Genomic DNA, 13,421 nt, shown 5'->3' with positions numbered 1-13,421 from the left:
TATCAAAGTACAGAACTACTGCAAGGTTCTGTGCTTTGATATCCTAAAAAGGAGTAAAGGAGGCATGCATCATTGGAAGTTAGAAAATTAAAAAGAGAGTTGCTTGCGGCTGCATTGTCCGTGGTGGTTGCTTTCGTTGCATTGGGTTCTTCAACGTACGCATGGTATGTTACGAATACATCGGTTAAAGCATCTACAAGTACGATTTCTGCGATGGCAAATGGAATGACATTGCAAATTGTAGCAGGAACAACACCTGACCATGGAAAAGATTCTGAAACAGTTGCATTTGATTCAACCAGTGGACATGAGATTAGTCCTTCCTCAACAAATGACATTAAAAAATGGTACATTCCGTCAGCATGGTCTGACGGAGCAATGGTATCTGGTTATTCAGAGGTTAACTTTTCGGATGCTACTACTGGCGAATATAAAGTTAGTGAAGGTAGTGAAAAAAAGTTTTATGCCTATAATGTAAGTACATATTCTGTGTATACGATTCGTGACACCGGTATTGCGGATATCTACTTGGACGGTTCGCAAACAGGAGGAGCAATCACAGTAACTTCTGGAGGCGCACCACTGGCCGACAAAATCGCAAAGAGTCTGAGAATCGGTATTTCAACCGTTGACAAAAATGGAGTCGAAACGCTGAAAGTTGTTTATGCTCCTATGGAGCCAACAGGACATGGAAACGATGTTTACTCCAGAGATAATAATATCACAGGTTGGATTACAGTTTCAGATGCAACGAGTACGAAGAATGCAACGTATAGCCATATTTATGGAACGAATTATGTGGATCAAGACTCCGGTAACTGGGCAGCAACAAAAACAGGTGATAATTATTTGAGACCTACCGGAACAGCGAAGGCACTGGCAGAAGGTATTGATTACAACGGCATCATTATGAAAGTCTATGTATGGCTTGAAGGAACCGATACAGATTGCGTGAATACTTCAGCTGAAGGAGTTAATGAAGATTTGACTTTTGATGTTACGCTTTACATGGTCGGAATTGATTCACAGACATAAGGACAGGTTTCGAGACTCCTTTATTGATTAGTCAGAAGCGTCAAACTACTTTCATTGTGATTGGAACATGGGAATTGAGTAAAACTAATAACTTAATGTGGTAAGTACCTCGCCAAAGGGAATAGATAAATAAACAAACTATTCGACGGGGTATTGGTTGCATTAAGTTATTTTCTATTTCAACATCCTAAGATTGAAATCTCGCTAGTCCAATGCTACGCTTTTTTTAGTAAAAGAGAGCCCTCGTGCAGAACACGAGGGCTCAGAAATCTTATTTAGATACACCAGCCAACTGTACAGATACCGTATAGGTTGCATTGGTAATACTCTCGGAACTGTTCACACAATCGGAATCCGTGCCTTCCATCCAGATGTAAACCCGCATAATTACACCATCATAATCGACATCAGGAGCAACCGCTTTTGCTTTTGTGGCTGGTTTTACATAATTATCTCCAGATTTTGTAACACCGTAATTGTTTCCATTCTGATCTATGTAGGTCTTTTCATAGACATAGGGATACGTAGCGGCTTTTGTAGAAGTGGCATCAGCTACAGTTCTCCAACCAGTCTGGGCATCTGCATCGTTGCCAACTTCTGTTTTTCCGTCTTCATTAGATGGTGCATAGACGAGGGATAGCTGTTCGCCTTCTCCATCACCATAATCGAAAGTTAGTCCGACACGCATGGAGGCAACGATCTTATCAGCTTCATCACTTCCATCAACGGTAACAGTAATCGCAGGAGATGTTGCATCTGATCCATCCAGATATACATCACAATAACCTGTCTCCGACACGGTATACAAAGTATAAGTACTTACTACATAAGCATAATTGTAAGTATCTGTACCAATCCTGTACTTTCCAGTAGACAAATCAAGAGTAGATGGAATTACATAACTGTTTGCTTTCATGTCGGAATTTATTGAATTTAATACATACCAGTTCTTTAAATCATCTGTAGAAGCAGGTGCAATCTCATGTCCTTCCTGAGAAACAGAAATACTGGCGCCACCATTACTATGGTCTACTGTAGTACCACCAACAATCTGAAGGATAAAGCCATTTGTCTGAGCTGCAACTGAAGATGTATCTGCGGTAACAGTGTGATTCGTTACAAACCACGCATATGTTGAAGAGGCTAAAGCTATTGCAGCCACCAAAACCATACATATAGCCACTACAAGCTGTCGCTTCAGCAATTTTGTTGAATACCTCATAAGTCATTCTCCTTTCTTTCAATAATCAACGCCCAATTTGCCAAAGCAAAGAGCTTTTCTATAAAAAATCTCAATATTTTAATCTTATACGTAGGTATTACAAAAAGCAGAATCCCTTTCTGCTCATTGTAATACCCTCCATGCCACAACCATGGAGAGTATCATTAGTTCTTAAAACAAGAAATAATTACTATAGTTAACTAAGCGCCATAAGTTACAGGTGTTGCATCAAATGTAATAGTGATACCGCACTCTGTCAAATCAGCAAGATTGTCAGAGAATACATTGGTGTCTGCACCATCATAATATACATATACTTTAACAGTCTGGTCCGTTCCCTTTTCCACTGTAGCTGCAATCACGCTGTCATCAGCGTAGTTAGTGCCCGAAAGATTCTGTGCACCCGCAGTTGTTGTATAAGTTGAAACTTTAGCTCCGTTGCCCCATACGCACCACTTGTCTCCGCAGACAATCAAAACTCGAACTGCACTAACCAATTCACTGGAAGCACCTGATACTTCTACATTCTTTACTGTAAGGTTTGCAAATTTACCATCATATGTACCTGTACCAATATAAAATGTGTTTTCAATTGCATAATCCTCTGCTACAGCAGCAGCAGCAGATCCATCAGTTTTACCTGAAGATTTAATTGTAAATCTTGTGTCAGCTGCTTCAGTTGCCGCATCTGTAGCAGAAGCATACGCTGACTGCCATACTCCATCAGCAATAACCTGTGAAGGATAAACCTTCTTATCTGCTGGAGTTTCACTAGCTGTTGTGGATGAAGTAGAACTTGTGGATGTTGCACCAGCTGCTGCATTATCAATTACAAGATAAGCAGCATTAGACTGAGCTGAAATGCTACTGGTAGTCGCAGTAACAGTATTATTACTCACAAACCATGCATATGTCGCACTACTCAATGCTACCGCTGCGACTACAACCATAGCGACGGTTGTTTGGCGAAATTGATACAAGATTCTGAACATGTCCCACGCCCATGCTTCGCACCCCAGATGCCCCCACGCCACACTCGAACATTTTGACTTTGCCGGGGGAGTATTGCAAGATGAACACAGGAGGTGTTGATCATGCGTACACAGAGACTTATTGACTTTGAAAATGTTCCGCAGGATGCGGGGGCGCGTAAGCGGGTTGCTGCCTATGTCCGGGTTTCTATGGACACGGAGAGGCTCAGGCATTCTTTTGCGCAGCAGGTCAGTTACTACGATGCCCTGATCCGGAATCATACGAATTGGGAATATGCCGGAATCTATGCGGATGAGTTTGTTTCCGGGACTGGCATGGAGAAAAGGACGGAGTTCCGGCGGCTTGTGGAGGATTGTGATGCAGGAAAGATTGATATGATTCTGGTCAAGTCTATCAGCCGATTTGCCAGAAATACGGTGGATCTTCTGAATACAGTCCGGCATCTGAAGGAGCTGGGGGTTGAAGTCCGTTTTGAAGAGCAGAATATCAATTCCCTTTCGGGCGAGGGCGAGCTGATGCTTACCTTGCTGGCATCTTTCGCGCAGGCAGAGAGTGAGTCTATATCCGAAAATCTGAAATGGGCCATACGCAAAGGCTTTGAGCAGGGGCGACCCAATACGCACAGGAGAATGCTGGGATACCGGTGGGAGGAGGGGCAGCTTGTGGTCGTGCCGGAAGAGGCGGAGGTAATCCGAAAGATATTTACGGATTTTCTGGATGGAAAGTCGCGGAGACAGTGCTCGTGCGAGCTGAAAGAGCAGGGCTATACAATGATTAATGGAAATGATATTCTTGCAGGCAGTATTTCTTTTATTTTGACGAATCCCGTATATACAGGGGGCATGCTTTTGCAGAAAACATTCGTAAAGGATCCATTTTCCAGGAAGAAATGCTTCAATAAAGGGGAATTGCCGCAGTATTTTGTGGAGGAAAGCCACGAGGCTATTATCGACAGAGAAATGTTTGTGCGGGTGCAGGAGAGACTCGATGACAACAGGCGTAAAGGGGTGTTTCCGTATAATCGTAAGGGGGAGCGGTATCCATTTTCGGGGAAAATCGTGTGTGGAAAATGTGGGCGGAATTACCGGCGGCAGTTATGGAAGAATGGAGACAGAGAGCGCCCTACCTGGAGCTGCAGCCGGAAAAATAATGTGGATTTGGAGGGGTGTGACTCGCAGAATATCACGGAGATGAAACTCGTGGAAGTGACGGCTGAGGTGCTGGGACTGGAAAGATTTGAAGAAACGGTATTTCTGGAAAGAATTGAAAGAATCGTGGTAGATGGCAGGCACAATCTGATTTACTGTTTCAAGGACGGAAAAGTGGTCAATCAGTTCTGGCAGAAGGATGGTCTGAAGAAATGTTTTGATGACCCGGCATTTCGTTTGGAGAGGGAACAGAGACTTGTACGGGCCAGAGCTTCCAGGAAGGGAGTGAGCCCATTTACAGGCAGAATCATATGTGAGTGCTGTGGAAGGAATTACAGAAAACAGACGAGGATGGTGTCCGGGAAGAAAGAGGCTATTTGGCTGTGTGGGGCAAATGGTGACTGTGACAATGGATTTATTTTGAACAGCAGAGTGGAAGAATTTTTAAATGAAGTGTTGGGAACGGCGAAATTTGACAGGGAGATATATGAGGCAGGAGTTGATCATATGGGCATGCCGGGAAGCGGACGCCTGAATATTTATCTGAAAAATGGTGCTGTCATAGAGCGGAGGTTCAGCCCCATACGGCAGGAGATGAGACAGAGAGCATTTCAGAAGAAAACGAGGAAGAAAGTAAGGGAGAAAGTACGGAGGAAAGGGGAGAATTCAGATGGCAGTAGGTTTTAATCAGGAAGAGAAGAAGGTGATCACCATTCCCGCATCCCTGCAGAAATATACCGGAGCTTCGATGAAGGGGGCGGAAAAACGAAGAGTGGCGGCGTATGCCAGGGTCAGCACCTGCAATGAGGATCAGCAGACCAGTTATGAAACACAGATTCATTATTACACGAACTATATAAAAAGCAGGGAAGACTGGGAATTTGTCAATATGTATTCGGATGAGGGCATTTCCGGCACATCAACCATACACAGGGAGGGATTCCGGCAGATGGTCGAGGATGCTCTGGCGGGTAAGATCGACCTTATCATTACAAAATCCGTCAGCAGGTTTGCGCGAAATACGGTGGATAGTCTGACCACCATACGCAGTCTGAAAGAGCGGGGAGTTGAATGCTATTTCGAAAAGGAAAATATATGGACATTTGACTCTAAGGGGGAGTTGCTGATTACAATTATGAGTTCTCTGGCACAGGAAGAGAGCAGGAGTATTTCGGAAAATACCAGATGGGGAATGCGAAAGGCATTTCAGGATGGCAAAGTATTTGTTCCCTTTAAGCATTTTCTCGGATATGACAGGGGATCCAATGGAGAACTGGTCATAAATGAGGAGCAGGCAGAGACGGTGAGGCTGATTTACCGGCTTTTCCTGGAGGGACGGTCCTATTATGCGATTGCATCGGAACTGACCAGGCGGGGGATCAAAACGCCCTATGGTTATGACGTGTGGAACGGAACAACGGTCAGCAATATTTTAAAGAACGAGAAATATAAGGGAGATGCGCTGCTGCAGAAACGGTATTCCAAAGATTTTCTTACCAAAAAGATGCTGGTAAATACGGGGGAAGTGCCGCAGTACTATGTGGAGGAAAACCACAAGGCAATTATAGAGCCGCAGTTATTCGATCGGGTGCAGGAAGAAATACTGAGGCGCTCCGGAATGGACGGGAAGTACAGTGGCAGCACGATATTTTCCAATAAGATCAAATGCGGAGAGTGTGGCGGGTGGTACGGGCCGGTCGTGTGGCACTCCAACGACAAGTACCGCAAGGTCGTGTGGCAATGCCGGAATAAATACAAGGCGAAGGGCGGAAAGAGATGCTCGGCGCCATATGTCACCGAGGAGATGATCAGGCAGGCGTTCATTTCCGAAGTAAACAAACGGGGAGATTGTGAAGAAGAACTGGAAGAATTCGATGAAAAACTTTGGCTGGAGATGGTAGAATACGTGGTTGTAAATGGGGACAGGTTTTGTGACTCATGGTTGTGGCACGATAACCGGTATTAATACATATTTATAGCACTTGATCTGAAGCTGATAGAAACCTATCCCAAATTCGAGTCATTATACAGAGAGGTCTATGAAATATGCCGGAATACAGAGAAGGTGATGGGTATGTTTTCAAAAGAACTACAGGAACTGGATGAGAATACTGTGCAGTATATGATAGACGAGATGCAGGATCAGATAGAGGAAAAAGATAAGCAAATCGAATAGGGGATTGAAAAATAACGCAAAGGGGAACTCTTCAAACAGTGCCTCAATCCTTGGCATGAATTCATTATTCCATTTTTCCGAAGATGGATATAACGCTTTCACAGAGAGTATTGCACCCCAGAGCCTTCTCTTGGCTGCTTCAGATATCTCAAAACCGGAAGGCATCGCTGTGAATATTCTGAAATAGAGTCTGCCATAGTGCGCACATATATTTCTAAGGTCAGTGCAGCAACGCATCCAACTAATCATGTCCTTATAGTGATTTCCTGCAAACGCTTTCTTATCCGATGTTGACTAAAATACTTTCACAAAAAGAGTCATCAGCTATTATGCATCCTTTTTCACGCAGCTTATTAATTTGTCCTTCATAAGAAAGGTGTGGTTTTACTTCGCTCATAAAATATCTCCGTATAAAAAAATGTCTCCCCTGGGGCACATCGTTGAGAGGTGCGGGGAGTCCTGTTGTTAATATTATATGCACAAAGGGCAAAAAAATCAATACACAAAATGACCAAAGATAATGTATTTCAGGGAGTCATGGGGACAGGTTCCCACGTCAAAAAAGAGACTATTTGACAGGGAGATATATGAGGCAGGGGGTGATCATATGGGCATGCCGGGAAGCGGACGCCTAAATATTTATCTGAAAAATGGTGCTGTCATAGAGCGGAGGTTCAGCCCCATACGGCAGGAGATGAGACAGAGAGCATTTCAGAAGAAAACGAGGAAGAAAGTAAGGGAGAAAGTACGGAGGAAAGGGGAGAATTCAGATGGCAGTAGGTTGTAATCAGGAAGAGAAGAAGGTGATCACCATTCCCGCATCCCTGCAGAAATATACCGGAGCTTTGATGAGGAAGACGGAAAAACGAAGGGTGGCGGCGTATGCCAGGGTCAGCACCTGCAATGAGGATCAGCAGACCAGTTATGAGACGCAGATTCATTATTACACGAACTATATAAAAAGCAGGGAGGATTGGGAATTTGTCAATATGTATTCGGATGAGGGCATTTCCGGCACATCGACCAGACACAGGGAGGGGTTCCGGCAGATGGTCAAGGATGCTCTGGCGGGTAAGATCGATCTTATCATTACAAAATCCGTCAGCAGGTTTGCGCGAAATACCGTGGATAGTCTGACCACCATACGCAGTCTGAAAGAGCGGGGAGTTGAATGTTATTTCGAGAAAGAAAATATATGGACATTTGACTCTAAGGGGAGTTGCTGATTACAATTATGAGTTCTCTGGCACAGGAAGAGAGCAGGAGCATTTCGGAAAATACCAGATGGGGACGGAATGGACGGAAAGAGATGCTCGGCGCCATATGTCACCGAGGAGATGATCAGGCAGGCGTTCATTTCCGAAGTAAACAAACGGGGAGATCGTGAAGAAAAACTGGAAGAATTCGATGAAAAACTTTGGCTGGAGCTGGTAGAATACGTGGTTGTAAACAGGGACAGGGTGTGTGAAATTCAAAAGATGTGAGGCAATGATTTTTATATCAATACTTTACATCTTTTATTTCATAAACAAAAAGTTGACATATTCATGGCTGCGTGATACAGTATGTCTACCAATATTTATATCTATAATCTATACCTGCATAAGAGCAGGGTCTTATGTGTGTCCTTGAATTTTCTTTCGAGAATACCAGATGACTACAGAATTTAGTACTATTACACAGGAGGGCTGCCTATGGCAAACAAATTAAAACAACATTTCCCTATGATTCGTGACAGGGAAGAAATCATAGCAGAAATTCACAGTAAACAGGAACTTCTGACTATTTTCAACGATTGGAATGATGAGGGACAGAAACAATTTCTGGATTTCTGTACAGGCGTTCGTGGAGTGAAGCTTTTGTATGACCAATTTTTTAAGGAGATTATTAATCCGGACAGCACACCGGAGCGGTTAGAGGAATTGCTTTCGCTTCTGCTTCAGGAGAAGGTGACAATACTAAAAGTGTTGCCAACTGATTCGGCGCGAATTGCCGCGGAAAGTTCGCTATTGATTCTGGACATTGTAGTTCAGTTGGAGGATGGAAGCATCGCCAATGTAGAAGCACAGAAGATTGGCTATGCATTTCCGGGTCAGAGAAGCGCTTGCTATTCTGCAGATTTGCTTATGCGCCAGTATAAGCGGGTAAAAGGCGAAAAGGGGAAGAAATTCAGTTGCCAGAGTGAAGCTGGAATTATTGCAGGAATATATATTTATAGCACTTGACATTTTTGGAAAGAAATTTGATAATATAGGTGAAGGTATCAATAATGAGTTGGAGGCATGGCTGACTTTTCTGAGTGTGGACAAACCGGAAGTGATTCTGAAGCTGATAAAAAGCTATCCTAAATTCGAGCCATTATACAGAGAGGTCTATGAAATATGCCGGAATACAGAGAAGGTGATGGGTATGTTTTCAAAAGAACTACAGGAACTGGATGAGAATACTGTGCAGTATATGATAGACGAAATGCAGGATCAGATAGAGGAGAAAGATAATCAGTTACAGGAAAAAGATAAGCAAATCGAACAGGGGATTCAGTTGTATCTTTCCCTTTGCCAAGCTCAGGGAGTGTCTCGGGAAATCGCGATAAAAGGATTAATACAAACCTATTAATTGTCAGAGGAACAGTTGGAATTCTATTTAGAAAAGTATTGGGATGAAGATTGATATTAAAATTGCCTGATGGCAAAAGGAAGACATTGGAAGTAGGATTTGGAAATCAAAGTGTATGATATAGTATTGGGGAAAAATAAGGATTATCTATGTGGTCTGCCGGGAGGGAAATAAAAATAATGTGTTGATTTTTACTTAATCCTGCATATCATATAAATAAGCGTGGAAGATGATGCACCGCTAAAAATTTTAAAGGGATTGAACTCTGAAGATTTTGTGATACAATGGTTTTAGAGGATAGCGGCGATGATCAGCTATCGCGGTGATGAAGCAATTGACTGGTTCGGTTTCAGCCGATTGTGGAGCCTGACCGTGGGTTATGCGAAAACCACAAGCCGAATAGATTTTATAAATCGAATGAAAACGCTTAATGAGAGTCTTTGGTTAAAAAAATAAGAATTGAGTATAATAGAAATAAACACAAAAAAGTCATAGGAAAGGAGGAACAGACTATGGCAACAAGTACATTTGAAAGAAAGATTGTCATTAGCAATCCAGAATCATTACAACGCCTGGAGCGTGTCATGGCTGATCAAACACCGAAAAAACCAATTTCGGAACATCCTTTTTCCAGCGAAGAAAGAAAACGGGGTGAAGCATTATTAAAGCGATGCCAATTGCGCTCTCCTCGTTAATGATGATGACTGGGGAAGACAATGAACTGTTAATGCAGATCTTGTCTTCTTTTTCATGTGAGCAGGATGAGGATATCGAAAACTTTTTACATAATAAGGCAGTTGAATTTGAATTATTATCAAAGGCACGTACTTATTTAATCTGTGATGAAGAACAATTATCCGGTAAAGATTTTTATCTTGATCAGTTGCAGATTTATGGGTATGTTGCTATTGCATTGAAGATTTTGTCAGTTCCAGAGGAATGGTCAAATAGAAAGAGGAAAGAACTTGATGGGTTAAGTGCAAAAATTCATGGAGAACCGATAAAAGACTTTTCTTGTTATCTGATTGGCCAGCTCTCTAGAAACTCAAAGGTTCCACATGACAGCATTTCGGGGAGTGATTTGCTCCAGGTGGCATATGATGTCATTGCAGCTGCTGTGGATGCGGTCGGCGGCAGATATATGATGATAGAGTGTCGTGAGGAAAAGAAACTGGTTGACTTTTATTTGACAAATGGATTTGAGGAAATTCAGAGAAGCTCAGATGGAAACCATATAATGGTTCAGATGATCAGAAAAATTTCAATTTAATAACTATTAGCCCGTAGAGGTATTATGTAGTGCATACATGATATATCAACGGGCTGTTTTTTTTTGACAAAACAACATCTAAGCCTAATTGCTAATGTAGAAGCTCAGAAGATAGGCTATACAGTTCCGGGTCAGAGAAGCGCCTGCTATTCTGCGGATCTGCTTATGTGCCAGTATAAGCGGGTGAAAGGCGAACAGGGGATTCAGTTGTATCTTTCCCTTTGCCAAGCTCAGGGAGTGTCTCGGGAAATCGCGATAAAAGGATTAATGCAAACCTATCAATTGTCAGAGGGACAAATTGAAAGTCAATGGGAGCAGTTTTGTGATATTTAGCAGGACAGAGAACCGTCCCCAAACTGTCTCACTTAAGTAGAAAATTTTTCAAAATCCGTTGATAAAGCCCCTATATTTGAGTAGAATATAAGTGAAGCAGAAAAGGTTTCCGTGTGGCGACACGTTAAAGCTGTACTCCGGCTGGGGAGGTTAATTACCGGCACATTGTGATGCTCGGCAGGGTATCGAGCCCACACCTGGGATATACGGTGAGTCCGCGTCGGGGACTTAAATTTCCGACGACTGGTGATACTCGGCAGGGTATCGAGGCTGACGGCCAGCATAAAACACGCATTATTAAAAGAATACGTCGGATGACAGTTTGTTATCCGGCGTTTTTGTTGCTAAAATATGGGACGATAAGGGAAATCCGAATGAGTAAAAAGAGTGACAAGGAAAAGATTGTAAAGGAAATATGTAAGGCAGCAAAACTATATAAGCAACATCTTGCTGGAAGACGATTTGTTTATGTCTTTGATGGTAGATACCAGTGCCAGTAATGGTACAGATGAATGCAGTGCAAGAGGTTGTGGAACGAAAGATTAGTGTCTTACCATTCTTGAGATTGGTATCTATTCTTGCATATACAACGGATGTGTTTGCCACGGAATCTGTCACCGTGGTTAGAGGAAAAAGATAAATAAAAGTATTGGGATGAAGATTGATATTAAAATTGCCTGATGGTAAAATGAAGATGTTGGAAGTAGAATTTGGAAAGGAACATGTGATTGTATACCAAAAGTATTTACTATTAACAAGGCACAGCACGGCAGTATGGAAAGACGACAACTCTCATGGCGCTTAGTCAGCATTTGAAAGAGGATTATTGTGTTGTTTCTGATAAAACAATCGTGTTGATAATTGATGAAGTAGACAGTGTGGCAAATAATCAGGTGTTATAATAGTCCCTGGAATATTGCGACTGACTTTGAATTGGAAGAGAAGAATATGAAAAAGGAAATTACGGAAGAACGAAAAGCGATTTTGGACAAGTTATATCAGGCTTTTGAAATTGTCTCAGAGGGCTCCTATGTTTATTTGTGTGATATTAAATATGATTATTCCAGGTGGTCGGAGACGGCGGTTCAGTACTTTGGCCTTCCGGGAGAATACATGTACCATGCCGGTGATATCTGGGAGCAGCATATCCATCCGGAGGATCAGAAAAGCTATCATGAGAGTATTCAGGATATTTTCTCCGGTAAAAATCAAGGACATGATATGCAGTACCGGGCAAGAGACCGGATGGGAAGGTATGTCGTATGTACATGTCGTGGTACGGTGATGTGGGATGAGAACGGAGCACCGGACTATTTTGCCGGGACTATACGTAATCACGGGGTAGTCAACAATATCGATCCGCTGACAGGGTTCCAGAACCAATATGGACTATTTGAGCATCTGAATGTACTCTACGACAAGCAGGTAAAGGCCAGTATTATGATGATCGGAATCGGACATTTTTCGATCATCAACGAAATGTGGGGATATGATTTCGGAAATATGGTCATCCACAAGCTGGTTCAGCTGTTAAAAGAAGAGTTCAGAAATGAAGGTGTGCTTTACAGAACCGACGGGGTAAGATTTGTCCTTCTCACCCGTACACTCTCCATAGAAGAAATGAGCAGACGGTATGAGACCCTGACAAAAGAAATCTGTGAAAAAATAGAGATAGACGACTACCATCCGAATCTGCTGGTCCATGGAAGTGCGTTGGAGATAAAGACCTTTGACATTAATCCGCAGGCTATGTATTCGTGTCTCAGTTATGCCTATAATGTGTCAAAGGAAAAAAGAAACGGCCAGTTGCATATTTTCCGGGATGAGGTGGATGAGCGCAGACACAATCTGCTGGAATTGATCAATACCATTCGAAAAAGTATCGAAGACGACTGCAGAGGATTTCTGTTGCATTATCAGCCCATCGTGGATGCCAAAACACAAAGTCTCAAAGGCAGCGAAGCGCTGCTGCGCTGGGAAAATCCGGAATACGGTATGGTGCCGCCAAATCAGTTTATCCCGATTATAGAGAATGATCCGGCATTTGTTCGGCTGGGAGAGTGGATATTGAAAAAAGCAATGGAAGACACGAAGCCTTTCCTGGAAAAATACCCGGAATTTCAGCTCAACGTCAATGTGGCATATGAGCAGATGAGGCAGGATACCTTTGTGGACATGGTGAAAAGATGCCTGGAGGACACCGGTTACCCGCCGGAGAATCTTTGCCTTGAGATCACAGAGAGGTGTCGTCTGATCAATATCAGCAGACTTTCCGGGATTTTGTCAGAGTTGCGCGCAATCGGAGTCCGGTTTGCCCTTGATGATTTTGGCACCGGATATTCCTCGCTGAGCATCTTGAAACAACTGAAATGTGACATCGTCAAGATTGATAAAGTTTTTGTGGATGGCATCGCAGAAGGGTCGGAGAATGCCAGATTAATTGATGTTATGAATGATCTGGCGGAGATCTGTGGGTCGACTGTCTGTGTAGAGGGAGTCGAAACGAAGGAACAGTGTGACATCATAAAAAGATGCGGAGTTGACAGCCTGCAGGGCTATTATTTCTCCAGACCGGTGCCGCTGGATAGCTTCCGGGTGCAGTTTGTCAAATGAGTCGGGAAACCGATC

12 protein-coding genes and 3 pseudogenes are annotated in these 13,421 nt (G+C 43.0%); 12 read left to right on the top strand and 3 right to left on the bottom strand.

Annotated features, from left to right (window positions below; genetic code table 11):
- Positions 1 to 72 precede the first annotated feature (72 nt).
- Positions 73 to 1,035 carry a hypothetical protein gene (locus ACQRCC_RS09065; RefSeq protein WP_427850491.1) on the top strand — a complete coding sequence of 321 codons (963 nt, stop codon included), beginning with the start codon at positions 73 to 75 and terminating at the stop codon, positions 1,033 to 1,035.
- Positions 1,036 to 1,306: 271 nt separating this feature from the next.
- Here the strand turns inward: ACQRCC_RS09065 and ACQRCC_RS09060 are convergent, their stop codons facing one another.
- Together ACQRCC_RS09060 and ACQRCC_RS09055 are read right to left on the bottom strand one after the other, a co-directional pair.
- Entirely contained in the window at positions 1,307 to 2,257 is a 951-nt protein-coding gene (locus ACQRCC_RS09060) for a hypothetical protein (protein WP_427850490.1), read from the bottom strand.
- 200 nt (positions 2,258 to 2,457) lie between these two features.
- Positions 2,458 to 3,183 carry a hypothetical protein gene (locus ACQRCC_RS09055; RefSeq protein ID WP_427850489.1) on the bottom strand — a complete coding sequence of 242 codons (726 nt, stop codon included), beginning with the start codon at positions 3,181 to 3,183 and terminating at the stop codon, positions 2,458 to 2,460.
- A gap of 168 nt (positions 3,184 to 3,351) precedes the next feature.
- Here ACQRCC_RS09055 and ACQRCC_RS09050 point away from each other — a divergent pair, with 168 nt between their 5' ends.
- Complete coding sequence (locus ACQRCC_RS09050; RefSeq protein WP_427850488.1) at positions 3,352 to 5,085, top strand: recombinase family protein; 1,734 nt, start codon at positions 3,352 to 3,354, stop codon at positions 5,083 to 5,085.
- Positions 5,069 to 6,364, top strand: a complete 1,296-nt coding sequence (locus ACQRCC_RS09045) for a recombinase family protein (RefSeq protein WP_427850487.1) — start codon at positions 5,069 to 5,071, stop codon at positions 6,362 to 6,364. Before ACQRCC_RS09050 ends, ACQRCC_RS09045 begins: the two co-directional genes overlap by 17 nt.
- A 405-nt stretch (positions 6,365 to 6,769) precedes the next feature.
- On the opposite strand, the pseudogene ACQRCC_RS09040 reads toward ACQRCC_RS09045, so the two are convergent.
- A pseudogene (locus ACQRCC_RS09040) lies at positions 6,770 to 6,841 on the bottom strand (hypothetical protein); the annotation flags it as partial.
- 503 nt (positions 6,842 to 7,344) lie between these two features.
- Between ACQRCC_RS09040 and ACQRCC_RS09035 the strand changes: the two are divergent.
- From ACQRCC_RS09035 to ACQRCC_RS08995, 9 genes and pseudogenes are all read left to right on the top strand, one after another.
- Positions 7,345 to 7,877: pseudogene (locus ACQRCC_RS09035) on the top strand (recombinase family protein); the annotation flags it as partial.
- Positions 7,870 to 8,058 (top strand): hypothetical protein, encoded by a 189-nt coding sequence (locus ACQRCC_RS09030; RefSeq protein ID WP_427850531.1) that lies wholly within the window; start codon positions 7,870 to 7,872, stop codon positions 8,056 to 8,058. The pseudogene ACQRCC_RS09035 and the gene ACQRCC_RS09030, both read left to right, overlap by 8 nt.
- 210 nt (positions 8,059 to 8,268) lie before the next feature.
- Entirely contained in the window at positions 8,269 to 8,799 is a 531-nt protein-coding gene (locus ACQRCC_RS09025) for a PD-(D/E)XK nuclease family transposase (RefSeq protein WP_427850486.1), read from the top strand.
- Entirely contained in the window at positions 8,771 to 9,190 is a 420-nt protein-coding gene (locus ACQRCC_RS09020) for a hypothetical protein (RefSeq protein ID WP_427850485.1), read from the top strand. Before ACQRCC_RS09025 ends, ACQRCC_RS09020 begins: the two co-directional genes overlap by 29 nt.
- Before the next feature lie 512 nt (positions 9,191 to 9,702).
- Positions 9,703 to 9,885: a hypothetical protein gene (locus ACQRCC_RS09015; protein ID WP_427850484.1), complete on the top strand. Its 183-nt coding sequence runs from the start codon at positions 9,703 to 9,705 to the stop codon at positions 9,883 to 9,885.
- A 32-nt stretch (positions 9,886 to 9,917) separates the two neighbouring features.
- Positions 9,918 to 10,460, top strand: coding sequence for a hypothetical protein (locus ACQRCC_RS09010; RefSeq protein ID WP_427850483.1), 543 nt, complete (start codon positions 9,918 to 9,920; stop codon positions 10,458 to 10,460).
- A gap of 87 nt (positions 10,461 to 10,547) precedes the next feature.
- A pseudogene (locus ACQRCC_RS09005) lies at positions 10,548 to 10,661 on the top strand (PD-(D/E)XK nuclease family transposase); the annotation flags it as partial.
- A 506-nt stretch (positions 10,662 to 11,167) separates the two neighbouring features.
- Positions 11,168 to 11,293 (top strand): hypothetical protein, encoded by a 126-nt coding sequence (locus tag ACQRCC_RS09000; protein ID WP_427850482.1) that lies wholly within the window; start codon positions 11,168 to 11,170, stop codon positions 11,291 to 11,293.
- 448 nt (positions 11,294 to 11,741) lie between these two features.
- Positions 11,742 to 13,406, top strand: a complete 1,665-nt coding sequence (locus tag ACQRCC_RS08995) for a bifunctional diguanylate cyclase/phosphodiesterase (RefSeq protein WP_427850481.1) — start codon at positions 11,742 to 11,744, stop codon at positions 13,404 to 13,406.
- Positions 13,407 to 13,421: the final 15 nt, after the last annotated feature.

Origin of the sequence: Sporofaciens sp. SGI.106, from assembly GCF_050314255.1 — a bacterium.
Lineage (GTDB): Bacteria > Bacillota > Clostridia > Lachnospirales > Lachnospiraceae > Claveliimonas.
The sequence above is the reverse complement of the archived record's forward strand: the minus strand, read 5'-3'. Positions and strand labels throughout refer to the sequence as shown.

Excerpts from the sequence above, each read along its gene's own strand:
- ACQRCC_RS09060 (WP_427850490.1), bottom strand. The coding sequence starts at position 2,257 with ATGAGGTATTCAACAAAATTGCTGAAGCGACAGCTTGTAGTGGCTATA.
- ACQRCC_RS09050 (WP_427850488.1), top strand. The coding sequence starts at position 3,352 with ATGCGTACACAGAGACTTATTGACTTTGAAAATGTTCCGCAGGATGCG.
- ACQRCC_RS09045 (WP_427850487.1), top strand. The coding sequence starts at position 5,069 with ATGGCAGTAGGTTTTAATCAGGAAGAGAAGAAGGTGATCACCATTCCC.
- ACQRCC_RS09030 (WP_427850531.1), top strand. The coding sequence starts at position 7,870 with ATGGACGGAAAGAGATGCTCGGCGCCATATGTCACCGAGGAGATGATC.
- ACQRCC_RS09025 (WP_427850486.1), top strand. The coding sequence starts at position 8,269 with ATGGCAAACAAATTAAAACAACATTTCCCTATGATTCGTGACAGGGAA.
- ACQRCC_RS09015 (WP_427850484.1), top strand. The coding sequence starts at position 9,703 with ATGGCAACAAGTACATTTGAAAGAAAGATTGTCATTAGCAATCCAGAA.
- ACQRCC_RS09010 (WP_427850483.1), top strand. The coding sequence starts at position 9,918 with ATGCAGATCTTGTCTTCTTTTTCATGTGAGCAGGATGAGGATATCGAA.
- ACQRCC_RS09000 (WP_427850482.1), top strand. The coding sequence starts at position 11,168 with ATGAGTAAAAAGAGTGACAAGGAAAAGATTGTAAAGGAAATATGTAAG.
- ACQRCC_RS08995 (WP_427850481.1), top strand. The coding sequence starts at position 11,742 with ATGAAAAAGGAAATTACGGAAGAACGAAAAGCGATTTTGGACAAGTTA.